This is a genomic window from Streptomyces sp. NPDC007896, from assembly GCF_042959425.1.
Taxonomy (GTDB): Bacteria; Actinomycetota; Actinomycetes; order Streptomycetales; family Streptomycetaceae; genus Streptomyces.
Map to the genome: position 1 here is coordinate 474,989 of NZ_JBIBKX010000005.1, position 21,470 is coordinate 496,458.

Annotated in this window: 23 protein-coding genes and 1 pseudogene; 13 read left to right on the forward strand and 11 right to left on the reverse strand. The window is 68.8% G+C overall.

What is annotated here, in order from left to right:
* Nucleotides 1-11: 11 nt before the first annotated feature.
* The 3 genes from ACFZDJ_RS19760 (at nucleotide 12) to ACFZDJ_RS19770 (ending at nucleotide 2,800) form a co-directional block, all read left to right on the forward strand.
* The gene (locus ACFZDJ_RS19760) at nucleotides 12-773 is read left to right on the forward strand and encodes a transposase (protein ID WP_391060442.1); all 762 of its coding nucleotides are present in this window, start codon (nucleotides 12-14) and stop codon (nucleotides 771-773) included.
* 93 nt (nucleotides 774-866) lie between these two features.
* Nucleotides 867-1,658 (forward strand): methyltransferase domain-containing protein, encoded by a 792-nt coding sequence (locus ACFZDJ_RS19765; protein WP_391060444.1) that lies wholly within the window; start codon nucleotides 867-869, stop codon nucleotides 1,656-1,658.
* 425 nt (nucleotides 1,659-2,083) lie between these two features.
* Nucleotides 2,084-2,800 carry a histone-like nucleoid-structuring protein Lsr2 gene (locus ACFZDJ_RS19770; protein WP_390940535.1) on the forward strand — a complete coding sequence of 239 codons (717 nt, stop codon included), beginning with the start codon at nucleotides 2,084-2,086 and terminating at the stop codon, nucleotides 2,798-2,800.
* Between the two features lie 40 nt (nucleotides 2,801-2,840).
* Here ACFZDJ_RS19770 and ACFZDJ_RS19775 read toward each other — a convergent pair whose 3' ends face one another.
* From ACFZDJ_RS19775 to ACFZDJ_RS19790, 4 genes are all read right to left on the reverse strand, one after another.
* The gene (locus ACFZDJ_RS19775; RefSeq protein WP_391060447.1) at nucleotides 2,841-3,671 is read right to left on the reverse strand and encodes an IS5 family transposase; all 831 of its coding nucleotides are present in this window, start codon (nucleotides 3,669-3,671) and stop codon (nucleotides 2,841-2,843) included.
* Nucleotides 3,672-3,846: 175 nt separating this feature from the next.
* The gene (locus ACFZDJ_RS19780; protein ID WP_391060449.1) at nucleotides 3,847-4,863 is read right to left on the reverse strand and encodes an SHOCT domain-containing protein; all 1,017 of its coding nucleotides are present in this window, start codon (nucleotides 4,861-4,863) and stop codon (nucleotides 3,847-3,849) included.
* Between the two features lie 84 nt (nucleotides 4,864-4,947).
* Nucleotides 4,948-7,164, reverse strand: coding sequence for a trypsin-like peptidase domain-containing protein (locus ACFZDJ_RS19785; RefSeq protein WP_391060451.1), 2,217 nt, complete (start codon nucleotides 7,162-7,164; stop codon nucleotides 4,948-4,950).
* Nucleotides 7,161-7,478: a trypco2 family protein gene (locus ACFZDJ_RS19790; protein WP_384918725.1), complete on the reverse strand. Its 318-nt coding sequence runs from the start codon at nucleotides 7,476-7,478 to the stop codon at nucleotides 7,161-7,163. The genes ACFZDJ_RS19785 and ACFZDJ_RS19790 overlap by 4 nt, the downstream gene beginning before the upstream one ends.
* Before the next feature lie 358 nt (nucleotides 7,479-7,836).
* Here ACFZDJ_RS19790 and ACFZDJ_RS19795 point away from each other — a divergent pair, with 358 nt between their 5' ends.
* Together ACFZDJ_RS19795 and ACFZDJ_RS19800 are read left to right on the forward strand one after the other, a co-directional pair.
* Nucleotides 7,837-8,406, forward strand: coding sequence for a hypothetical protein (locus ACFZDJ_RS19795; RefSeq protein WP_391060454.1), 570 nt, complete (start codon nucleotides 7,837-7,839; stop codon nucleotides 8,404-8,406).
* 31 nt (nucleotides 8,407-8,437) lie between these two features.
* Nucleotides 8,438-8,731: a hypothetical protein gene (locus ACFZDJ_RS19800; RefSeq protein ID WP_391060456.1), complete on the forward strand. Its 294-nt coding sequence runs from the start codon at nucleotides 8,438-8,440 to the stop codon at nucleotides 8,729-8,731.
* Here ACFZDJ_RS19800 and ACFZDJ_RS19805 read toward each other — a convergent pair.
* Both ACFZDJ_RS19805 and ACFZDJ_RS19810 read right to left on the reverse strand, forming a co-directional pair.
* A complete protein-coding gene (locus tag ACFZDJ_RS19805) occupies nucleotides 8,720-9,787 on the reverse strand; it encodes a hypothetical protein (RefSeq protein WP_391060457.1) in 1,068 nt (355 codons plus the stop codon). The two genes, ACFZDJ_RS19800 and ACFZDJ_RS19805, sit on opposite strands and share 12 nt — an antisense overlap.
* A gap of 413 nt (nucleotides 9,788-10,200) precedes the next feature.
* Nucleotides 10,201-10,578, reverse strand: coding sequence for a DUF6247 family protein (locus ACFZDJ_RS19810; RefSeq protein ID WP_391060459.1), 378 nt, complete (start codon nucleotides 10,576-10,578; stop codon nucleotides 10,201-10,203).
* A 410-nt stretch (nucleotides 10,579-10,988) separates the two neighbouring features.
* Here ACFZDJ_RS19810 and ACFZDJ_RS19815 point away from each other — a divergent pair, with 410 nt between their 5' ends.
* Entirely contained in the window at nucleotides 10,989-11,216 is a 228-nt protein-coding gene (locus ACFZDJ_RS19815) for a hypothetical protein (protein WP_391060461.1), read from the forward strand.
* 53 nt (nucleotides 11,217-11,269) lie between these two features.
* On the opposite strand, the gene ACFZDJ_RS19820 is transcribed toward ACFZDJ_RS19815, so the two are convergent.
* Nucleotides 11,270-11,914 carry a hypothetical protein gene (locus tag ACFZDJ_RS19820; RefSeq protein ID WP_391060463.1) on the reverse strand — a complete coding sequence of 215 codons (645 nt, stop codon included), beginning with the start codon at nucleotides 11,912-11,914 and terminating at the stop codon, nucleotides 11,270-11,272.
* Nucleotides 11,915-12,201: 287 nt separating this feature from the next.
* On the opposite strand from ACFZDJ_RS19820, the gene ACFZDJ_RS19825 reads away from it, so the two are divergent.
* From ACFZDJ_RS19825 to ACFZDJ_RS19850, 6 genes are all read left to right on the forward strand, one after another.
* Entirely contained in the window at nucleotides 12,202-13,182 is a 981-nt protein-coding gene (locus ACFZDJ_RS19825) for a protein kinase (RefSeq protein WP_391060465.1), read from the forward strand.
* Nucleotides 13,183-13,602: 420 nt separating this feature from the next.
* Nucleotides 13,603-15,951, forward strand: coding sequence for an FHA domain-containing protein (locus tag ACFZDJ_RS19830; RefSeq protein WP_391060467.1), 2,349 nt, complete (start codon nucleotides 13,603-13,605; stop codon nucleotides 15,949-15,951).
* A gap of 537 nt (nucleotides 15,952-16,488) precedes the next feature.
* A complete protein-coding gene (locus ACFZDJ_RS19835) occupies nucleotides 16,489-16,893 on the forward strand; it encodes a hypothetical protein (protein WP_391060469.1) in 405 nt (134 codons plus the stop codon).
* Nucleotides 16,894-17,001: 108 nt separating this feature from the next.
* Nucleotides 17,002-17,466, forward strand: a complete 465-nt coding sequence (locus tag ACFZDJ_RS19840; RefSeq protein WP_391060593.1) for an alpha/beta fold hydrolase — start codon at nucleotides 17,002-17,004, stop codon at nucleotides 17,464-17,466.
* A gap of 281 nt (nucleotides 17,467-17,747) precedes the next feature.
* On the forward strand, nucleotides 17,748-18,395 hold the full coding sequence (locus tag ACFZDJ_RS19845) for a helix-turn-helix domain-containing protein (RefSeq protein ID WP_391060471.1): 648 nt from the start codon (nucleotides 17,748-17,750) through the stop codon (nucleotides 18,393-18,395).
* 320 nt (nucleotides 18,396-18,715) lie between these two features.
* Nucleotides 18,716-18,988 (forward strand): hypothetical protein, encoded by a 273-nt coding sequence (locus tag ACFZDJ_RS19850; protein WP_391060473.1) that lies wholly within the window; start codon nucleotides 18,716-18,718, stop codon nucleotides 18,986-18,988.
* A 50-nt stretch (nucleotides 18,989-19,038) separates the two neighbouring features.
* Here the strand turns inward: ACFZDJ_RS19850 and ACFZDJ_RS19855 are convergent.
* A pseudogene (locus tag ACFZDJ_RS19855) lies at nucleotides 19,039-19,176 on the reverse strand (transposase); the annotation flags it as partial.
* A 162-nt stretch (nucleotides 19,177-19,338) separates the two neighbouring features.
* On the opposite strand from ACFZDJ_RS19855, the gene ACFZDJ_RS19860 reads away from it, so the two are divergent.
* Nucleotides 19,339-20,187, forward strand: coding sequence for a hypothetical protein (locus ACFZDJ_RS19860; RefSeq protein WP_391060475.1), 849 nt, complete (start codon nucleotides 19,339-19,341; stop codon nucleotides 20,185-20,187).
* A 151-nt stretch (nucleotides 20,188-20,338) separates the two neighbouring features.
* Here the strand turns inward: ACFZDJ_RS19860 and ACFZDJ_RS19865 are convergent, their stop codons facing one another.
* From ACFZDJ_RS19865 to ACFZDJ_RS19875, 3 genes are all read right to left on the reverse strand, one after another.
* Nucleotides 20,339-20,584, reverse strand: coding sequence for a hypothetical protein (locus ACFZDJ_RS19865; protein WP_391060477.1), 246 nt, complete (start codon nucleotides 20,582-20,584; stop codon nucleotides 20,339-20,341).
* A gap of 368 nt (nucleotides 20,585-20,952) precedes the next feature.
* Complete coding sequence (locus ACFZDJ_RS19870) at nucleotides 20,953-21,216, reverse strand: hypothetical protein (RefSeq protein ID WP_390940561.1); 264 nt, start codon at nucleotides 21,214-21,216, stop codon at nucleotides 20,953-20,955.
* The gene (locus ACFZDJ_RS19875) at nucleotides 21,216-21,437 is read right to left on the reverse strand and encodes a hypothetical protein (protein WP_382100763.1); all 222 of its coding nucleotides are present in this window, start codon (nucleotides 21,435-21,437) and stop codon (nucleotides 21,216-21,218) included. Before ACFZDJ_RS19875 ends, ACFZDJ_RS19870 begins: the two co-directional genes overlap by 1 nt.
* Nucleotides 21,438-21,470: the final 33 nt, after the last annotated feature.

Here is a 21,470-nt window from a genome sequence, read left to right on the forward strand (position 1 = left end):
GCCGTGGACCGTTGGCACGTCGGCTTCGTCGACCTGTCCGGCAGCAGGGCCTGCTCGGGCAGGTCGAAGGCCGCACCGCCCAGGCGGTCATCGACTGGCTGGCCGACCGCGACCAAGCCTGGCGCGACGCAGTCCAGTACGTCGCGATCGACATGTGCACGATCTTCAAGTCGGCGATCCGCCGGGTCCTGCCGCAGGCCACCCTGGTCGTGGACCACTTCCACCTGGTGCCGCCGGCGAACCAGACCCTCACCGAGGTCCGCCGCCGGGTCACCGTGACCCACCGCGGCCGGCGCGGCCGCAAGGGCAACCGCGAGTGGGAACTGCGCAACCGACTCACCCGCTCCGCCGCCCGGATGCGCGGCGAGCACGTCGACGCTCTCCTCGACGAGCTGTCCAACCTGCCCAGGGTGATCGGCGCGCCGATCACCGTTGCGTGGAACGCCAAGGAAGACCTCCTGGACCTGCTTGCCACCGCCCGGACCCGCCCGGACCGGGAACGGGTCCGCGATCTGCTGTACCGGTTCTACCGCCGATGCGCCGACGCCGACCTTCCCGAACTGCAGCGCCTAGCCACAAGCGTCGAGACATGGTGGCCAGAGATCCTTGCGTTCCTGCACACTGGGATCACCAACGTCGGCTCCGAAGGCACCAACCGGGTCATCAAGACCATCGCCCGCGACGCCTACGGCTTCCGCAACCCCGGCAACCAGCGCTTACGCACCCGCTGCGCGACCACCCGTCGAGCCCGTGGACACCTCGATGCCCGCTAATTTCATTGAGCCCGCACCCTGCAATCGTGTTGGCTAGCGGCACCGAACTGTCAGTACCGCAGGTGTCCGCTTGGCTGTAGCAGGGAGTTAAACGTGCAGGACATTGTTGTCGACCCCGTTGCCCACAATCGGGCAGCCTGGGACAAATATGTCCAAGAGGGCAACGAGTGGTCGAGGCCGGTGAGTGCTGAGGATGTCGAGCGCGCCCGCATGGGCGACTGGTCGATTGTTCTCATCGGGCGTGAGCCAGTCGACCGCTCCTGGCTGCCGACGGACCTGACCGGCAAGGACGTGTTGTGCCTGGCCTCCGGCGGTGGCCAGCAGGGTCCGATCCTCGCCGCCGCAGGGGCGCGGGTCACCGTATTCGACAACTCACCCCGCCAGCTCGGCCAGGACCAGATGGTGGCGGCGCGCGACGGACTCGAGCTGCGCACCGTCCTAGGCGACATGCGCGACCTCAGCGCCTTCGGCGACGCAACATTCGACGTCGTATTCCATCCGGTCTCTAACCTATTCGTACCAGACTTGGCACCGGTGTGGCGTGAGTGCTTCCGCGTCCTGCGACCGGGCGGAACTCTGCTCGTGGGCTTCCTCAACCCTGATGTGTACTTGTTCGACCACGAGGCGCTCGACGAGCGCGGCGAGCTGATCGTCGTGCACAAGCTGCCCTACAGCGATGTCACGCAGTACTCCGCCGAGGAACGCGCCACGAAGTACGGCGCGGATGCCCCTCTTGAATACAGCCACACCCTCACCGACCAGATCGGCGGGCAACTCGCCGCGGGGTTCGTCCTCACCGGCTTCGCGGAAGCGCCGCACCAATCCAACGCATCCGCTCAATACATGTCGAACTATTTTGCGACGCTGGCGGTCAAGCCGGGCTGACCCAGCCGTGGGGCCGGCCGAGACGACCGTGTCTCCGAATGGCCAAGGGGAGCGCTGTGCCAGCCCGACCCCCACTAACTTCGCTGAGCCCCCATCACCTCACGACCGGAGGACGGGGGAAACAGGGGGCCGGCCGTACGGCCAACCGGCTGGTCCAGGAACTGCCGGCGCCTAGGGAGTGTTTTGGAAGTTGGTGGCGTGCTCAGGGGGCCAGGTGTGCGCCGTAGATGGTCTGGAGAAACGCGTTCCGCGTCAGTCACTGTCAGTGGTCCCGCATACGGTTATCCAATGGATCATCAGCGGTCGTCGCCTCGCCAAGAGGACAACTTCACAGTCCGGGAGACCGGGCAACGCTCCCTGCGAGCCAGCGATATGGGTGGGGGTCCTCCACGTATGTGCGCATCCTGCCTGGGTGGAGATCACACGTGAGCGAAACTCCGATGCACGAGGCAGGAGACGTACGAGCGGCGTGGGGCCGGGTAACCGCGTGGCTTGAACGGAACGACCCTGAAGCTCTCGCTGCGCTCGGCGGCCCGGGGAGCCATGCGGCCATTAGCGAAGCCGAACTGCACATGGGTCTGAAGCTGCCAGGGGAGATGTGGCAGTGGCTGCTGGCGAACGACATCGATGCCGGCAGGCAACGCGACGGCCAATCGTGTCTGGTGGCGCTGGGGTGCGAGGTAGCAGCCATCCCCGGCGGCCATCTCCTTCTTGGCCTGACGGATATTCAGCGGGTCTACCTCAGCCAGATGGGCTTGGAGGAGATGCAGCCGTCCGCAGACCTCGACCATCCGTTCTGGCGTCGTGAGTGGGTGCCCATCGCTGCGGAGCGTGACGGTCTCTACGGGACGTTTCTGGACACGCTCAACGGAACCATCGGAACGTGGGCTGAAGCATACGGTCCCGAGGAGGGCGTATACGCCTCGTTGTTCGCTTTCTTCCAAGAGGCAGCGGACCGGCTGGAAGGGGTCTCCTCGGGAGACTGGAGAGGCCCCGGCAAGTCTGCTAGACCCCGTAAGCTCGATCCCCGTCCGGAAGACGAGCCGATACGCCTCTGGGCACGCACCAACGGCTATCTCGTAAATGATCGTGGGCGTATCCCTGCGGCCATCCGCGAGGCTTACGGGGCATCACAGAGGTGAGCACCAGATCCGGCTGTACCGGGCAGCGACCATCGGCTGGTCACAGCCATTCGTTGATTGCAGCAACGAGGACGGTGGCCTCGAAACGGACCGCAAGTTTGTCGAAGCGGCAGGCCACCGCCCGGTTCCGCTTCAAGCGGTTGATTCCGCACTCAACCGCGTGCCGGGCCTTGTAGTCCTCACGGTCAAAGGCTGGAGGCCGTCCGCCGGCCTTCCCGCGGCGCTTGCGATGGCCCGCCTGGTCGGCGGGTTCAGGAATCGTGCACCGGATCCCGCGCTTTCTCAGGTAGGCCCGGTTGGCTCGGGACGAATACGCCTTGTCGCCCCGCACTCGCAGAGGGCGGACACGGGGACGGCCCGCCCCGATACGGGGCACTCGGATGCTGTCCAGGACGGCGGCGAACTGGGGACTGTCGCCGCGCTGACCTGCTGTGACCAGTAGAGACAGCGGACGCTGGCCTTGCTCGCAGGCCAGGTGAATCTTGGTGGTGAAGCCGCCGCGGGACCGCCCCAGGCCGTGATCGTCGGGCTCAGGGGAGGCGCCGCCCGGCGGTTCCTTCTGGGCCTGACCGTCACGGCGGGCGCCTGCAGCGTGTTGATGGGCCCGGCATATCGTGGAGTCGACGTTGACCTCCCACGTGATCAGTCCGGCCGCATCCGCCCGGGCTTGCAGCCCGGTCAGCAGGACGAACCAGGTGCCGTGCTGCCAGCGGCGAAAGAGACCGTAGACCGTCTGCCACGGACCGTACTCCGACGGCAGATCCCGCCACGGAACACCGGTCCGCACCCGCCACCGGATCCCGTCGATCAGCCTCCGCCGGCCCGACGGCGGCCGCCCCAATATCACAGCCGGCAACAACGGCTCCAGCACCGACCACTGCTCATCGGAAAGATCCCCTCGCCCCGTACCTAGATCATTACGAAGCGAGGCAAGGGGATCGAGCCACTTTCAAAACACGGCCTAGCCCCTGCCTATCCCCCGGCACGAGTCCTGGCGGACCGCCAGCAGCTGACACCGAATTACAAGATCACCGACAGAGTCAAGCTCACAGCCGGTCGAGCAACTGTCGTTTCTTCTGCTCGAACTCGGCGGTGGTGAGGACACCGGCCGCGTGCAGCTCGCCGAGCCTGGCTATCTGGTCGAGGACGTCCTGGGACACGGCCGGGTCGCTAATCGGGGCCGGGCCCGGGGCCGCCCGCCCGAGAGAGCCGATGGCCAGGCGCAGCGCCTCGTCGAGCCGTGCCAGGTCCTCCCCCTTGAGGCCTTCGAACTCGACGACGAGACCCCGCAGGGTCTCCACCTGCAGGACGCCCTGGGTGATTTTCTGGTTGGCCGCCACCGCCCTGATCTCCCCGAGCTGGAGCACGGACAGCTCGTCTCCGGAGAACTTGTCCTTGACGAACATGAGCCGCTGGTTCGTGAGGACGACCGTGCCCGTGCCGAGGTCGCTGAGGCGGCACTCCGCCACGACGAACACCTGCTCCTCGCCTAGGAGGTAGCCGGGCAACCGCTTGAGGACGTACGAGCACCGGTCACCCGTGGCCGAGGCGAGCCCGGCGGCCATGATGTCCTCGCGGGCGGCGGCCGCCGGGCCGACCTTGCGGGCGAACCGGGCGATGCGCTCCTGTTCCGCGGCGAGTTCGTGTGCGGCCCGGTCTTCCTCGGCTCTTTCCCGGGCGCGTTCGCGCTGGGCCAGCCAGGCCACCAGAGGGTCGTTCGCGGCCTCGTAGGCGGCGGCCACGTCGATGTTCTGGGCCTCGTTTGTCCTCACGACGTTCCCAAGGTACTCGTGGAGGCCGCGGAACACCTCCCGCTGCCCGTAGGTGAAACCGATCGTGTTGGGGTCCTCGTCGGATCCCACCGGGACCAGGACGCGCCCGCCGAACCACAGGTGGAGGCGACCGCGCCGAAGCCGGGTCGCGTCCTTCAACTCGACACCGGACAGCGCCTGGAAGGGCAGTACGCGCGGCGGGAGGGGGTCCGGCCTCAGGTCCGTCCGGCAGACGGTGAGCGACGCCGGGCCGATCTCGACCCAGGCGCCCACACCCTCGTATCTGACCATCGAGCAACCTCCACCCGTTCGATTGCGATATTTCTTGCCCGTCCCCGGCACGCGAAGAACACGACGCGGGCCTGGCCATGCGGGTCATCCGTGACGGTCCGACCGCCTGCCGTCGGTTCTTCCGAGATCGAGACTTGTGAACTGCTCCATGGCCGCTCGGTAAGCCTCGGCCCGGTCCCTCGGAGATGCCGACTTCACCTTCCGCAGAACGTCCTCCGGCATACCCCCCTGCCGGGACCGGTGGTCCCGAAGGCGCTCCTGGTACTCCTCGTCCCAGTCCCGGAACACCGCGCCTGACCGGGCACCGCCGAGGCCGGCCAAGAACACACCGCACAGTGCGAGACCGAAGAAGAGCAGTGCCACAACGGTGCTGTCGTGCACCAGCGCTCCCTGAAAGGCGATGGCACCGACGGTGACGCCCGCACGGAGCAGACTTGTCCAGATTCCCCTGGCGACGGTTCTGAGCAGACCGGACCGGACGACCCGTGCCCGCGCCCGGCGGCGGAAGCCAGGCAGGGGTGGCTGGTAGGCGACGCCCAGCCGCAGCGCCGCCGGGACCCGGCCGGCGATGCCGGCCACCGTCAGCCACACGCACTGCCAGGACACGCTGCGTGCAATGCCGGGCTCAGCCCAGCCCCAGACGAGCCACACCGCGGCGGTCACGACCGCTCCCCACAGCCCGACCCAGACTACCGCCCGGAGAACCGCGCCCAGCCGGGCCGCGGGCGCGCGCCGCTCGGCCTCGTACGCCTGCCACTGGCGCACGCGGCCGAGGTGCGCTTTCTGCAGCGCCTCGGTCGTCCGCCGGTCCATCCGCTCCTTGGCGACCTGTTGGGCGGCCAGTTCCGCGTAGCGCATCGCGAAGGCGGCGAGGTCGGTGCGCACGAGCCACTCGACGGGGGAGCCCGCGCCCCCGCTGTGCGAGCGCAGCCAGTCGTACCACGCCAGAACTCCGTCGGAGGGCGGCATCACGCGTTCGCGGGCCAACCGCAGCCGCTCCCCGGCGCCAGGGTGGGGCAGGAGCGCCGCCAACAGCATGCCGCGCGCCTCGTGCTCGGCCCACTCCTGGGCGTCGTCCGGCACCCCGGGCGCCTGCCGGACCAGGTTCAGCGAGGACGCCCACGCCTGGTCCCATGCCTGCTGCAGGCCCTCAAGACGGCGCAGCGCGGTGAACCCGGCGAGTGCGTCCAGCACCCCGCCCAGGCACAGGTCGTCGTACAGCTCCCGTGTGGGGCCGCTGTCGTCCATACGGCCGACCAGGCACGCATCCGTAAGCGACTCCAGGGTCACCGCCGAACCACGCCATACGGGATCGCCCTCGGGATCGAGCCAGGCCAGCAGGTGCAGCAGCTTCAGGTCGGCCGTCACACCGGAGTTCAGAAGCCGACGGTCGATCAGGACCCGGAGACCCTCGATGTCGTCGCTCACCGGATCGTCGAACTGCCGCAGCCAGGCCAGCAGGTGCCGCAGCCCTTCGGACCGTTCCTCCGTCCGCCCCTCCCCGGCGAAGAACTGCCCCGCCGCCTCCGCCCAGTGGGAGCGGATCGTCGCCGCCAGGTCCCGCCGCATCATGTGCAGGACACCTGCGAGGACGAGGGGCTTCCGCTCCGCCGCGGCGACCGACAGCTCAGTGACAAGGGGAGGTGCTCCGCTGTGCTCGGCGACAGCCGCCGTAAAGGAAGCGTCGTCGAGCAACGTCGCGCTCCGCACCGCTTCCAGCCGACGACTGCTGAAGTTCTCGGGCATGCTCACGATCACGCCCAGCATCCGTCCGCGAGCGAAAAGCGCCGCGCCCGACATACCGCCCCACGGCGAACCCTGCCCGGCCGGCTCGGGCGAGACGTCCTTGACATCGAGGACGTACCTGCCACGGACCAGACCGGCACCGGGACGCAGCGCGCACTCGATGTGCTCGATGTCCAGCCTGCCCCCCGAGGCCCGTGCGATCCGTGGAAAACCCATCGCCTGGCAGTCCCCGATCGGCGACGCATCCGCGAGCCTGGCCCAGTGCACCGGGCCCAGGCGGTGCACAACGTCCGGCGGTACGAGATCACGGGGGGCCAGCAGCAGAGCGGCGTCGCACACGGGGTCGTGCCTGCGCCACACGACCCGGCAGACCTCCGTGCCACCGCGTACCGTCGACACGCTCATGTTGTCCGCGCCGTCGACCACGTGAGCGGCGCTCAGCACCAACCGGGGCGAGAGCAGATAGCCGCTGCCTGTCCGGCCGCCTCCGGTCAGAGCGGCGACGCTCTCGAGTTCCGGCCCGGTCGCGCGCCCCGTTCTCGGAGCACCGGTCACAGCGGCCCGGCTGCGGTGAGACCGGAGGCGTCGGCCTCACCCTCCGCAGAGATGAGCAGTGGATCCCCGGTGGCCTTGCGGGGCTCCAGGGTCAGGGCGACGCGATGGGTGTGGGTGCGGCCCGCCCCCGCATCGGTCTCCCCCGAGACGACGAACGCCTTGATCCCGCCGCGCACCCGGGCGTCCGCACGTAGTTCGACGGTGAACTCCATCTGTATGGGACCCACTTGGAACGCAACGTCGTGTCCGGCTCCCTGCGCCGCGGCACGCAGCAGTTCGTCGCGCACCGCCTGCACGGCCGCCGACAGCTCCATGCGTCTTGCGCTTTCTGCAGCCCCCAACTCCCGTCCTCCCGTGGGTAGATGAACTCACACCTTGATGCGCACACAGTAGGACATCAGAGTGCCGCATGGGGACGCACTGACGCACGATCAAATCGGGCCGGGTCAGGGCCCGGGGCGCGATGCGCGTCGAAGGTGACGACGTAGCCCGGGATCCCCGGCGCCGGTCCCCTGCCCGAAGCCAGGGCCCCTAGCCCATCTCGCCGCCGCGCTGCCTCGCTTCTCCTCCCCCACTGCTTTCACCGCCGTGCCCGCGGACTGCAGAAAGGCCCATGCCAAGCCCGAAAGCCAGACCCACTCCACAGAACTGACCTCGCAGTACGCAGCCCAGGTGACGGGCGATCTTGAGCGCAACACCAAGGAACAGGAACGTATCGGCCTGGAGATCGAAGCCCTGCAGGAGCAGTTGCGTGCCCTGCAGCACGACCACACCGTGCTGGTGAACATGCAGCAGGCACTCGGCAGTGCAAGTCCCGCCGCCGAGGCAACCCCGGCGGCCGCACCGTCCGTGCCTCACCAGACCTCCGCGGAGCCCAAGCAGAGCAAGCCCAAGAAGCCGACCGCCACCAGCGCGCAGAAGACGGCGCCCAAGAAGCCCGCCGCCAAGGCCCCATCCGCGAAGGCGCCCACGGCAGCCACCAAGCCGACCCTCGTCGAGCTGATCCGCGGCCACCTGGAGCAGGAGAGCGAGCCGCGTTCCGCTGCCGAGATCGCCGTCGCGCTCACGCAGGCCCACCCCGACCGGAGCGTGAAGACCACGGTCGTGCGCACCACCCTCGAAGGGCTGGTCGCCAAGAGCCATGCTCACCGCACCAAGCAGGGCTCGTCGGTCTTCTACACCGCCACGGCCGCCTCGGAGCCCGCTGCGGCCGAGCCGCAGCAGGAGGCAGTGGCCGGCTGAGCTTCCTCCGGCCGCTCAACGAACCGCCACCATGCCCACCCCAGTTGACGCGCCCCGGCCGGGAGATCAGCGCGAAGGGCGCAGCCTGCGCGCGGCGGTGCGGGACCCAGACGGTGCCGAGCAGACCAGATATAGCGGATCTTGCGGCCGGGGCGGACGCCCTCTCGCTTTCGACCGTGAGGCGTACAAGCAGCGCAACACCGTCGAACGGTGCATCAACCGCCTCAAGCAATGGCGAGGGAAGCCCACCCGCTACGAAAAGACCGCCACCATCTACCTGGCCGGCCTCCACGTCGCGGGCATCTTCCTCTGGTCAGCCCGCTGATGCAGGCGAAACAGCCTGGCGGTACGCCTCGCGATACCTGCGCAGCCTGGGGGCGCATACGGCGGGTAGCCGGACCAAGGTGTCCTCGAAGGCACGGTGGTGGGGCGTCAGCGGGCACCAAGGGCGCGGCGGCAGGGGGTAGTCGTCGCGCAGGACGCCCTCCGGGAGGACCCCAGTCGCGGGCAGCGGCGAGGTCTCGCCCGGGTGGGCGAGGTACGCCCAGACCCCGCTGTCCAGCGGCACCACAGCTCCCTCATCGCCTGGCGGGCGCCAGGACGCCCCCGTGACGGGGTGGCGGGGGACGAGGAGGACGTCGGGACGGGGCCGGGGCAAGTGGATCCCCGGGCCGGCCAGCCCCACGGACCGGGCCCCGGGACCGGCGGGGAGGTACCGGCCGACGGCGTGGCCGAGCAACTCGGCGACGGGACCGACGGGGAGACTCACCGGGCGGTCCTCGGTGACCGCCACGAGATGGGCCAGTGCGACCCCGACCGCCGCCTCCCAGCGGCGGCTCCACGAACCGTCGGGTTCGACAGGTGGGACGCGATGCTCAGCGCGTTCCAGATCGTCCCAGTCGGGAGGCCGACCGGCCGAGAGTCCCGAGGAGCGGCGTGCGACCGCGTCGGGCTCAAGCCACACCGTCTGCCACATTCCGCAGTCGTCCATGCGGGTTGCCACGGCCCGTCCGCATCCCTCGCACGCCAGGTTGGGACCGGCCCGGCCATCAACACCCTGGCAGTAGCCTTCGCACTTGTCGGGGATCAGGGTCATTGACCGGGAGTCGCCGGGGGCGATGACGATCCTGTTCCGTGCGCCGAAGGAGACGGAGTACACCGGCGCGAACACGCCCTGCCGAGCAGCCGCGTCCGCTCCGACCTCCTTCCACAGCCGCCAGGGCGGTCCGGTGGGCTGGGGGTCAACGGCGTACGTCGCGGGCTCCATCAGCGGAGGGTGGAGTTCCTCCCATCCTCCGTGGTGGACGTGGACGGGGAGGGCGACCCGGGACACCGGCGCCGTAAGCTCCGTGCCGCACCCGGCACACGCGAACACGTCCAAACACGCTCCCCCTCGCCCCGAATCCACGGGGATTGTGCCTCGCCCGCAGCGGAGAAGCCACCGGGATTTGGAATGACTCGTAGGTTGCTTCCTTCGGATCACCTCGCCGCCATCGTCCTCCGGTCAGCAAAGTGATCCGAACGAAACGGCCTGGTGCGCCTCCCCCGCCTTCGCGCCGGAGTGGACATCCCCGTTCCCCTCGCCTCGCTCGATGCCGGCCAGCGCAGGGCGGTTCGTGGTCAGCAGCTCAGTCTGAGGATGGGGTTCCAGGTAAGCCACGCAAGGGCCTCGGCTCCCAGCTCCGAGGTGGCCGACGGGGGCGATGCGCACGTCCTCGCCCTCTGGGTCGCTGGCGTCCCACTGGCGGAATCCCCATGGGTCCGCGGCCTCGGCGTCCAGGACGTCCCGCACGATCACTTCTGCGTGCTCGGGCAGTGTGGCGAGCACCTTCGCGGCCGCCGGCGACAGCCGTACGGCTGACCGGTCACCGGCGCCTGCTCCGGATCTCCTCCAGGTCCACGAACGTGCTGTCGTCGCGACCGGAGGCGAGGAACGCGTCGACCGCCGGAGCGGAGGCGACGCGGGGCCTGCCAGACCTGGACGACCTCGTACAGCCCGGCGAGGGAGAACGTCCGGCGCGACTCCTCCAGCGCGGCCGCCCACTCCTGCTCGAAGGCCGGCACCCACCGGTCCGCGCGCTCGCTGGCACGCAGCTGGGCGAGCAGTTCGGCCGGAGCTCCCGCGGCGGGAGCGTACGGCGTGACGGGGGCGTGGTCGGGCTGCGCGCTCATCGGCTGTTCCTCCCGGCGGATCGTACCGTCACGGTCCGCGCGCACGCAGGCCGTGGAAGCGGGCATGGCCAGATGTCCCCCAATCGTCGGGGCCACGGTGGCCGTCGCTCGTGACAAGTCGTCATCTGTGAGACGTCCACTGACGCAGTGGCCGTCCTCATGCCGACTGCCGCACCCGCATCATGCACGCGGTGGATTGGCCGTCGGCGTCGCTGGTGAGGATCGCCGTGGTGTCGTCCTTTCCGTCGCGGGTGACAGCCAGAACCGCTTTGCCGGCCCGGTCCCCCCACAGTCGGCGACTGCCGCGCGGGCACGGCGCTCACCATCGTCGAGCTACACGGGCCGGGCGGTGGCGGCCACGGTGCTGCTCCGTTCTGGCCGCGCTGCGGCAACGGATCGACGAGTTCGGCATGTTCCCGTTCCTGGACCGCACCATCGCTGCGAACCCCTCCCCCGCGCAGTTCGCTGAGACCCTGGCGGTTTGCATCGAGCCGCTCCTCGACAACCTGTACGAGGCGCTCATGGAACAGCTCGCAGCCGACCCGGACAACTTCCGGATCCCCGGCGAGGAGACGTGCCCGGCCAGCTTCATGGAGAGGCGGATCCGTACGCTGCGCGAACAGACCACGGCCGGGTGAGAGTCGGGCGGACCGCCCTGCGGCCGCGGCCGCAGGACCGAAGACGCCGGCCGCTATGCGCAGGGCCAGCCGAGGGTGGTGCACAGATCCTCAAGGACCTGCCGGTCAGCTGCCGACAGATGGGGTGAGAGACCGACGCCGATGTCGATCAAACCCGGCTGCTCCAGGCTCTGGCGCATGACGGCCAGCCCAGCGAAGGGGTAGTCGGGCGTGAAGTACTCACAGGCGGCGAGTCGCGCGGCCCACACGGTGCCGGGGCGCATCCAGGCGGCTCCGTAGCGGGAGACGTCGACGGCGAGGAGCACCGGCGCACCGTCCAGGGAACGGCCCTGGGCCGCCTTCTGCGCACCGCGGCCGGCGTCGAACGCGGCGTACTCAGCCGCGCCCAGCGGGCCGTCCAGTATCCCGGCGGTGACTTCCCAGCCCACCGCGCCGTTTCCCGGACAGACCTGGACGGTTATCTCCACGGGTCCCGCGTTCTTCGGGTCCTCGACCCGGATGACCTCGGCCACGGCCGGGCTGCCCGCGCCGAGGGCATCGGCCTGGGTGCGCACGGCCGCCGCGGCCTTGTCGGCGCCCCCTGGCTGCAGACGGCTGGGATAGCGGTCGAAGGCCAGATCCACGTCGAATCGGCCGCCGCCGGCCGCTTCCACACGCTCGACGAGTTCGTTGATGTTCCGCGGCGCCCGGGCGGTCACCTCGACCCCGGCACAGGCGTGCGCCGGACCGGGTGAGCAGAAAGTCGGGGTTCGCAATCTTGGTGTCACCGAGTTCGTAGCCGATCCCGGCATCGGCCCGGGCGAGCGCGAGAGCGAACTCGGCCCGCATCTCGAGGAGTTGCCCCATCGAGGTCAGCTGCCCGAATTCCGCGATCTTCCTGCGCCAGCGAGGGTCGCCGGCGGCCGCGCCGTCGAGTGCGGACGCCATCGTCTCCAAGGCGTCCAGCCCTACGAGGAGATCCAGGTTCGTCCCTGCGGCGGCTTCCATGACCCGCACGGGGTGGGTGTGGGAAGCGCCGGTGAGCCAGCGCTGGAGCACCGGGCGGGCGGCGGAGGGCTGGGAGGTGTCGCTGGTCATCGTGCCGATCTCCTCGATCTCGCCCGGCCGGTGGCCGGGGGGTGGGCAAAGACGCCGGGCTGTCATCCGCGAGAGCGGACCCCTGTCACCGACTGATACAGCCAGGCTCGGCGTGGCCCTGCTCGATGCCCTGATGACAGGTCACCGGTTGGGCATCCTGCATCGGGACGTCAAGCCCTCCAACATCCTGCTCACCACCCCCGAGCCTCAAGTCCCCGACTCTGCGCAGCTCGGAAGGATCCTGCTCAGCGACTACGGCATCTCGCTCCAACGAGACGTCGGCGAAGCACGGCTCACCACTGCTTCCGGAATCGTCGGAACCCCCGGCTACCTCGCGCCGGAACGCGCGCGCGGAGCAGAGCCGACACCGGAATCAGACCTGTTCTCCCTCGGCGCCACGCTCTATTACGCCGTCGAAGGACACAGTCCCTTCGACCGCAGCTCTTACCTGGCCACGCTCACCGCACTGCTCACCGAAGAGCCCACACCGCCCTCCCGTGCCGGCGACCTGGCTCCCGTGCTATTGATGCTCCTTGCCAAGGACCCCGCGCACCGTCTCCAAGCTGACGACGCAACACCCCTCCTCCGTCAGCTCACGACAAAGACCCTGCGAGCCCCGCAGCAGACCATCACCGAGATGCCGCAGCCCACCGAGCAACCGTCAACCCCCCAGCCCCCACCCGCCACGACCGAAGCCCCCAACACCAGCTCCTGTACCTCATCCATCGCGTATGACACGCCGCAACATCGCCCTGACTGCTGCCGCGTTGCTCGTCGTTGGATTTGGGGCATGGGCCGTAGTGGCCGGACTCAGCAGCTCTCACAAGCCCTCCTCCAGCACGACTCCGACCGGCCCAGTGAAGCCCTACGGGAGACGCGGTCGGGTTGACCCAGGCTCTACACCCCGGCGACTGCGTCAACGCTGTATGGACAAAAGGCAAATTCGTAGGGCTACCAGGCCTGGGAATCGCGGTGAACTGCACTGCTGATCAGCATGACGGACAGGTACTTAATACCGATGCTGCGAGCTCCCTAGGCGACACTCAGAAGAGCAGCCCGGCTCGAACGTTGCGCACGCATGCCCGTAAATTGGCTAGAGGGTTTGGGACCTGGTTAACCGTCTGAGCCGGAACTCGACCGCCGATCAGGCAGGAATGGGCGAGGGCTCCCGCGCTTGTCCGCAGCAGGCTTGCTCCCTCCTGGCACGGCTCTCGCGTTGTTCGGCTGCACTCGGGGCGTGGGCTAGCTGTGCGCACAGGCAATGGTCTAAATCGAGCACATATGCAGATCGCTCAGTAGAATTTCTGCTATGGGAGAGCGGCCCGGGGTACCGCTTGCGCCCGAACTCGTTCTCGAGACCGACACGGGCTCTACGGTGATGACCCCGAACCGGAACTACCGCGTCGGGCGGGATCCATTGTGTGACATCGCCATCGACGATGCCCGGGTCTCCTGGCATCACGCGGTGCTGCGCGCCGACGCCGGTCATTGGACGCTCGTGGATGAGGGCAGCAAGAACGGCACGTATGACGGGGGACGCCGTGTGCAGGTGTGCGCTGTAGGGCCCGGAAGCGTCCTCCGCTTCGGTAATCCGATGACCGGGCCGTGCGCCGTTGTCACCGCCTGCCACCGGGAGTCCCCGGCGGCGGGTTGGCTCGAGGGGCCGTCTGCCGTGGTGGAGCCCTCGTTCACGGGAGCCTTCCGGATTCCGGCGACGGTGCGGCCTCGGCCGAGACAGACGGTGCGTATCGGCCGTGAGCGGGACAACGAGCTCGTCATCGACGACGACCTGGGCGTCTCGCGCCATCACGCCGAACTGCGCGCGCACGCCGAGGGGACGTACGAGATCGTCGATCTGGGCAGCCACAATGGCACCTTCCTCAACGGTCGTCCGGTCGGCCACGCCCTGGTCGCCGAGGGGGACATCGTTGGCATCGGCCGCTCCGCGTTCTGCCTGATCGGCGACCAGCTGCGGGAGTACGTCGACTCCGGTGAGGTGTCCCTGAATGTGCATGATCTGACGGTCGCGGTCGATGGTGGCCGCAAAACGCTGATCGCCGGGATCTCCTTTCCTGTCGGCGCGAAGTGCCTACTCGCGGTGGTCGGCCCGAGCGGCGCGGGCAAGTCCACCCTTCTGAACGCGCTGACCGGGCTGCGCCCTGCCGACCGCGGGACCGTCCTGTATGACGGCCGCGACCTCTATCGCGACTACGCGGAGCTGCGCCAGCGCATCGGTCTCGTCCCGCAGGACGACATCCTGCACACCCAGCTGACCGTGCGCCGGGCCCTCGTCTACGCGGCCGAACTGCGCTTCCCCCAGGACACCGCCCCGGCGGAACGGGAGGCGCGGGTCGATGAGGTCATCCGGGAACTCGGCCTGCAGGAACGCGCCGAGCAGCCCATCCACCGCCTCTCAGGCGGCCAGCGCAAGCGGGTGAGCGTGGCCTTGGAGCTGCTGACCAAGCCCTCGCTGCTCTTCCTCGACGAGCCGACCTCCGGGCTCGACCCCGGCATGGACCGGTCCGTCATGGCCATGCTGCGCGGCCTGGCCGACGACGGGCGGACCGTCATCGTGGTCACCCACAGTGTGCTGAGCCTCAAGGTCTGTGACCGGCTACTCGTCCTCGTCCGCGGCGGCAGGACCGCCTACTACGGACCGCCCGAGGATGCCCTGGGTTTCTTCGGCCTCTCTGACTGGCCGGAGGCATTCGAGGCGTTCGAGGCCGACCGCGGCCGGGACTGGGCCGGGGAGTACCGGCGCTCGCCACAGCACCGGCAGTACATCGAGGCTGCCGGCGCGCGGCAGCCCGCTCGGCAGGCTCCACCAGGTGTGAGCGGATCGCTTCCGCGGCGCCAGACCTGGACAGCGCAGCTGAGGACACTGGTGCGGCGCCACGCGGCTGCGCTTAGGGCCGACCGCCTTTTCGTTGCCATCATGATCGCGCTGCCGTTCGTGATGGGTCTTCTGACCCGCGCGCTCGTCGGGGGCCGCCGGCTGACTCAGGAGTCGGTGACGCGCACGCTGCTCATCCTCTGCGTAGGCGCCGTCCTCACCGGGGCTGCCAACGCGGTACGCGAACTGGTCAAAGAGCGCGTCATCTATCAGCGAGAGCGGGCCTTCGGACTGTCCAGATCCGCCTATGTGATGTCCAAAGTCATCGTCCTCGGCACCATCACGGTGCTGCAGGCCGTCGTGCTCACTCTGGTGGCACTGGCCGGCATCGGTCTGAGCGCGCCCGGCGGTCATGGGGTATTCATGGCGCCGCTGTTGGAGATCACACTCGCCGTGGCCCTGCTGGCGTTCACCGCCATGATGCTCGGACTGCTCATCTCCGCCCTGGTGAACAAGGAAGAGGTGACCATGCCGCTGCTGGTCTTCCTCGCCATCGTCCAGGTCGTGTTCTGCGGCGCCCTGCTGCCTATCCACGGGGTTTTCGGGATCGTGGCCTGGCTGGTGCCCTCCCGATGGGCACTGGCCGCGATGGCCTCAACCATCGACCTCGCCCGCATCGCCCCCACCGCAGCTGACCCGCTCTTCCACCACACCGCAACCACCTGGCTACAGAACATGGGGATACTCATCGTCTTCTCGGCCGTCCTCGGCTACGCCGTCACACGGCTTCTGCGCCGCCACGAACCCGCCATCATGCGGAAGTAGGACGAAGGGCTGCCCGCACTGACCGGCGCCTTCGAGGCGGAGGACGCCGGCGATGGCACGGAACTCGGAGCGGAAGCGACTGCGTCGACGAGACGGTGAACGACTACGAGACCTCCCCTGGGGAAGCCCCTACCTGCTGGACGACGCGGTGCGGAACGACAGCAAGGTTGATGCCCGACTACCGGGCGTCCCGCCCGCGGCAGCCTGCCGCTGTGTGTCGAGAGCCCTGCCCTCTGTGAGAACCGTGGGCCTGTGTCACCCAGGTCTGAGCCATGACCAGGGGCGGGGTTGTACGGGCACGCGGTCGCACCATGCTCGACGGCTTGCTCTACTGAAAATAAGGGTCACAAGGGACGAGCGGTGAGGGGGTAAGCAATGACGAGAACCACAAGGTCCACGTCATCATCCGCGGCGATGTACATACGGGCGCGCGCTTTGGCATCCTCCGTCGCCTTGGTGGCCGGCACCGCCAGCGCAGGCACTGGGGTCGGCGCGGAGACAACGCCCGGGGCCCGATCTCCCGCAGCTTCCGCATCCGTGAGCCCGGGCGCTCCCCTGCCCGACTCGCTCACCGGCCAGAAGCTGAGCTGGAAGAGCTGCCCGGCCCCTACGAACCTGCAGGGCGCGGATGCCGGAGCGCCAGGAAGACTGCCCGACGGCACACCCTGGGAGTGCGCCACCTTCAAGATTCCCCTCGACTACGCCGATCCGGGCGGCGACACCATCAACCTGGCGCTGATCCGCGCGAAGGCTCGCCCGGAAGACGGACAGAAGCGCATCGGCTCACTCGTCTTCCACTTCGGCGGCCCTGGCGTGTCCGGCGTTGCCGAGCTCCCCCAGTTCGCGAACGACTACCGCGATCTGCACGCACGCTACGACCTGGTGAGCTTCGACCCGCGCGGCGTCGGCGCCAGCGCGCCCGTGCGCTGCCTGAACGACTAGGACACTGACGCCGCGAACGAGCTCGACGGCAACCCCGGCAACGACAAAGAGCTGAAAGCCGACCTCGCGCAGTACCTGGCGGCCTGCGAAGCGAACTCGGGCAAGGTCATTCCGCATGTCAGCACGACCAACGCGGCCCGCGACATGGACCTGCTGCGCCACGTCCTCGGTGACCACAAGCTCCACTACTTCGGCACCTCGTACGGCACCCATCTCGGCGCAACCTACGCCCACTTGTTCCCCGGACACGTGGGCCGGGCCGTCTTCGACGCCGTCGTCGACCCCACCCAGGACCCGGTGCAGCAGTCCCTCGCCCAGACCAGAGGCTTCCAGCTCGCCCTGGACAAGGCCGACCGGGCCAGGCTTGTTGTCAAGCTCTGGCTGATGAGGCGACCTGATCTCGTCTTCACCGGCCGGGGTGCACGGCAACAGACTGCTGCTGAGGCTGGCCGGGCGTCTTGTACCAATGCGCACCGACGCTCTGGAAAAGCTTCAAGAGGCTGCCCCGCCAGGATGTCGTGGACTGCGACAAGCGTGCGCGCAGTTAGGGGGGAGGCGGTTGAAAGGCTCTGACGGGTCATTCACCGCGAGGACCAATCGAGGTGAGGATGCGAGTGCCTGCAGTGGAGAGATCCTCAGCGAGCCAGGTCGTGGTAGAGCATTACGTGCGGGCTGCGCCCGACTGGTTACGGGCGCATGTGGTGAAGTACATCGGCTACCGGTCGCAAGCCGCACCGCCGCAGCGCACACTCTGGGTCCCTGCGGCCACAGTGACTCTGTTCCTTGGGTGGGGCGACCCGCTGCGTCTGGGAGACGTCCAAGACCGGGAACGGGAAGGGACGGCGTGGGAGGCGATGGCCGTCGGCCTGCACTCGCATGCAGACATCAGCGAGATCTCCGGCACCGCGCACGGCGTTCAGGTGGAATTCACGCCTCTCGGCGCGTACTGCCTGCTCGGCCTGCCGCTGCGCCATCTCGCGGACAAGGTGATCCATCCCTCCGAGATCCTGGGCCATCGGTGGGTCGCCCAACTCACTGAAATCCTGGCCCAGACCCCGGACTGGGACGACCGCTGCGCAGTCCTCGACGACGCAATCACAGCACGGCTGGCCTGCGGCCGCACGCCCTCCCCCGTAGTCCTGGAAGCATGGCGCCGACTGTGCGAGACCCGTGGCCGGGTGACGGTCACCGAGCTGGCTCGAATCACCGGCCGCAGCCGACGCCGTCTCGAGATTCTCTTCGGCGAGCAGATCGGTCTTCCTCCCAAGACCCTGGCAAGGGTCCTGCGCTTCCAGAACGTCATCACCCTGCCTCAGACCCCGGGCCGGACCCTCGCCGAGACCGCCACCCTGTGCGGCTACTACGACCAGGCACACATGAACCGGGACTTCCGCGCCCTGAGCGGCCTCACCCCCGCCCAATTCCGCACGCTCACCACCAACACCACGGTCACCAGCGAAGCACCGGTCCACGAGCGCATTACTTCAATCTTCTCCGGCTAACACCCACCCTCCCGCGCGCGAGGCCCGACGCGGCGACGCGGACTTCGAAGACCAGGGCCGCCTGCCGCAGACCGGCATCCGCGCCGCGGGGCATTCACCGGTCGCCGATCTCGGTCACGAGCTGTGAAAGCGGCAGCCGTCCCGTGGAGATCGCCGATGTGCCGGTCGGCGCCGCGCTAGCCGCCCTCGGACTGGAGTGGGCTGCAGAGGAAGAGGCAGCGTGATAACCGGAGACAGCCCTGACGATCAGCGCGTGCAGGCGGTCGTACGGCGGCACGTCCGCAACAGTGCGTTCGCGGAAGCGGACCGCCCCCCACGGCATGGCCACCCAGGTGTTCCGCAGCGCCGACAAGGCGATCGAGACCGGGCGCACCGCCGTGGACGAAAGCGCGCTCGCCGACGACGGACCCGTGGGCGCCGTCGTCATCAACGCCGCTCGCCAGGCCGTGTGGGCCTGCTACTTCAACGACGGCACCTGGGCGCCGGAAGAGACCACCCTGCCCGAGGACCTGCGGGCCGTCCCCGCGACCGGCGAGGACGGGCACGACGACTGGCTGCACCGGTGGGATCAGTACATCACCAGGATGCTCTGACACCGACCAGCGTCTGCCTGGCCACCATGGTTCAGCACCATCGACCCCGCCCCGTTGATGACCGAGCGGTGGTTGTTCCGACGGCCGCCGCGCTGCCCGGGCGACGGAAGATACACCTCCAACCACACCCACTCCGCGTTCGTCAGATCACCTGATCCACACCGAAACCAACGAGACCAACGAGACAGCGAACCAACCGTCACATGACCCGCCGGCCATCCCTAGCCCGTTACGCACTTATTGCACAAGGGATCTTCACCATTTCCGACCTGAGTTCATATGATGCGGAGATCAACAGGCCCGGCCCGAGGGAGACTTCGGCGGGCCCCTCAGGTTCCCGTGGGGGATTCATGCGTATACGCGTCGCGGCCGCCGTAGTTTCCGGTGCCGTCGTTCTGTCCGCGCTCGCTCTTCCGGTTGCCGCTCAGGCGTCGGAGCGTGCGGGTGCGTCGGCGAAGCTCAGCTCCTTCGCCTCGAAGACCGTTCGTCCGAACGACTCGCTGGGCAACACCAAGTTCTCGCACGCGGTCATCAACGGCGGCAAGGACATCGCCCTCGGCACCACCGGCACGAAGTCCGTCACCGTCACGTACACCGCCACCGACCAGAACGGCGTCGCCCTCACCGAGGCCTTCCTGTGGCAGGGCACCGACAGCTCGACCACGGCCGGCATCACCGGCGGCCTGGGGACGGACGACGACCCCAGCTGCACGGAGACCGCGACCCAGGGCGTCTACAACTGCAAGGCCGTCTTCAACATCCACCCGGCCACCGACATGAAGGACAACGGCGTAGCCGGGACCTGGAAGCTGTTCCTGGGCGCGTGGGACCTGTACGCGAACGCCAGCTACAACGACGATGTCGCCACCGCCGCGATCAAGAAACTCTCCACGCTGACCGCCGATGCCACACCCGAGCCCGTCAAGAAGGGCAAGACCATCACGGTCACGGGCAAGCTCGTCCGCGCCAACTGGTCGACGGGCAAGTACGCCGGCTACGCCTCCCAGCCCGCGAAGCTGCAGTTCCGCAAGAAGGGCAGCAGCACCTACACCACCCTCAAGACCGTCAAGTCCAGCAGCACCGGCGTCCTGAAGACCACCACCAAGGCCACAGTCGACGGGTACTACCGCTACCTCTTCGGCGGCACCGCCACCACGGCCGCCTCGACAGCACCCGGCGACTTCGTCGACGTCAGGTAGACACCGCGACGCCGAGCGGGGCCGTCGCCCCGAGCATCCGCGGCACCCGGAGCCCGTCCGCACAGTGGGCCGGACGATCCATTTCGATCAACAGGCCGTAGCGGCCTTTGGGGCGGCCTGGCAGGAGGACGTCGACACCGCGCAGCTCGGGTCAGGCCGTCGTCCCGGAGACGGGCAGGGAACCCGCGGCGGCGGCCCCGGCCGTGAACAGCGGGAGCGGGCCGTCGAGGTGGCGCTGGACGCGCTGCGCCGGACAGGCGGTCATCGCCGCGGGCTCGCTGCCGAACTGGCGCGTGAACACGGCGGGGTCGACCGCAGCCGGCAGCGCGCCGTGAACGAGGCCCGCGTCGTCTACGAGCGCGAGCAGTCGGCCGAACCCGGCACATCGCCCTGACATCCGTCCCCGTCGCTGCCCGCGCCACCGGTGCGCCGGCCCCTGCCCGACGCGAGCGCGGAGGGCCGCCGCCCGACGCGCAACAGGCAACAGGCTCGCCCCGAACCCTCACCCCCGATCCGCCGCGTGTCTGCGTCCCCCACCCAGCATCGGACACCATCCCAATAAGCAGACAGGACAAAGGAGGGAGAAGAGGGTTGTCGCGGTGCGTGGTCGGGCCCGCTCAAGGGGACTGACCTGCACAGACAGCGGGCAACCCGCTGTGCCTGCCGGTAGGGGACTTGGCAGGGGGCACGGTAGGGGCGCCGGTAGGGAGATTGGCGGCTTGCCCCTGGAACTGGCCCTGCACCCACGCGTCGTGGTCTGGGCAGTCAGGCCTCGATGTAGGCGACGACCACGATCGTGCGCAGTGCGGTGACGAAGTACAGGACGCGGACTCGTTCGATCTCGTCTGCGTACTGGCGGAGTTCGGGGTGGGTGGTGTCGCCGGGGATCGGTTCGCCGATCTCGGGGTCGACGGAGATGGCGACCAGTGCGCGGTCCAGGGCGTGGATCTGGTGTTCGTCGGTGAGGTTCTCCAGCTGCTTCGCGGCGGAGTCGCTGAAGGCGATCTGAGCGCGGCGCCGTCCGGGCATCAGGAGACGGCCGGGCGTTGGGCGGCGAGGCGGGCGAGGTGGGCCTCGCGCAGTTCCTCCCACGGCGTACATTCCTCGACCGCCGGCAGTCCGTTGGCCGCGATGTCCTCGAGCGCGCTGGCGAACCGGTCGGCGTCGGCCCGGGTGCGGGCGGCATACGCGCGGACCGCGTCTGCGGCCGCGGGCTCCAACGGCTGGCGTGCGGCCGGTACCTGACTCATGACGGTCTCCTGCGCATCGTGGTGAGGTCCACG

What these genes read in the sequence shown, in the direction of transcription:
- ACFZDJ_RS19845 (WP_391060471.1), top strand. Translation starts at nt 17,748, where the DNA reads ATGGCCGTCGGCCTGCACTCGCATGCAGACATCAGCGAGATCTCCGGC.
- ACFZDJ_RS19850 (WP_391060473.1), top strand. Translation starts at nt 18,716, where the DNA reads ATGGCCACCCAGGTGTTCCGCAGCGCCGACAAGGCGATCGAGACCGGG.
- ACFZDJ_RS19865 (WP_391060477.1), bottom strand. Translation starts at nt 20,584, where the DNA reads ATGTCAGGGCGATGTGCCGGGTTCGGCCGACTGCTCGCGCTCGTAGAC.
- ACFZDJ_RS19815 (WP_391060461.1), top strand. Translation starts at nt 10,989, where the DNA reads ATGTTCCCGTTCCTGGACCGCACCATCGCTGCGAACCCCTCCCCCGCG.
- ACFZDJ_RS19825 (WP_391060465.1), top strand. Translation starts at nt 12,202, where the DNA reads ATGACCCGCACGGGGTGGGTGTGGGAAGCGCCGGTGAGCCAGCGCTGG.
- ACFZDJ_RS19875 (WP_382100763.1), bottom strand. Translation starts at nt 21,437, where the DNA reads ATGAGTCAGGTACCGGCCGCACGCCAGCCGTTGGAGCCCGCGGCCGCA.
- ACFZDJ_RS19790 (WP_384918725.1), bottom strand. Translation starts at nt 7,478, where the DNA reads ATGGAGCTGTCGGCGGCCGTGCAGGCGGTGCGCGACGAACTGCTGCGT.
- ACFZDJ_RS19780 (WP_391060449.1), bottom strand. Translation starts at nt 4,863, where the DNA reads ATGGTCAGATACGAGGGTGTGGGCGCCTGGGTCGAGATCGGCCCGGCG.
- ACFZDJ_RS19870 (WP_390940561.1), bottom strand. Translation starts at nt 21,216, where the DNA reads ATGCCCGGACGGCGCCGCGCTCAGATCGCCTTCAGCGACTCCGCCGCG.
- ACFZDJ_RS19800 (WP_391060456.1), top strand. Translation starts at nt 8,438, where the DNA reads ATGCCCACCCCAGTTGACGCGCCCCGGCCGGGAGATCAGCGCGAAGGG.
- ACFZDJ_RS19860 (WP_391060475.1), top strand. Translation starts at nt 19,339, where the DNA reads ATGCGTATACGCGTCGCGGCCGCCGTAGTTTCCGGTGCCGTCGTTCTG.
- ACFZDJ_RS19830 (WP_391060467.1), top strand. Translation starts at nt 13,603, where the DNA reads ATGGGAGAGCGGCCCGGGGTACCGCTTGCGCCCGAACTCGTTCTCGAG.
- ACFZDJ_RS19810 (WP_391060459.1), bottom strand. Translation starts at nt 10,578, where the DNA reads ATGAGCGCGCAGCCCGACCACGCCCCCGTCACGCCGTACGCTCCCGCC.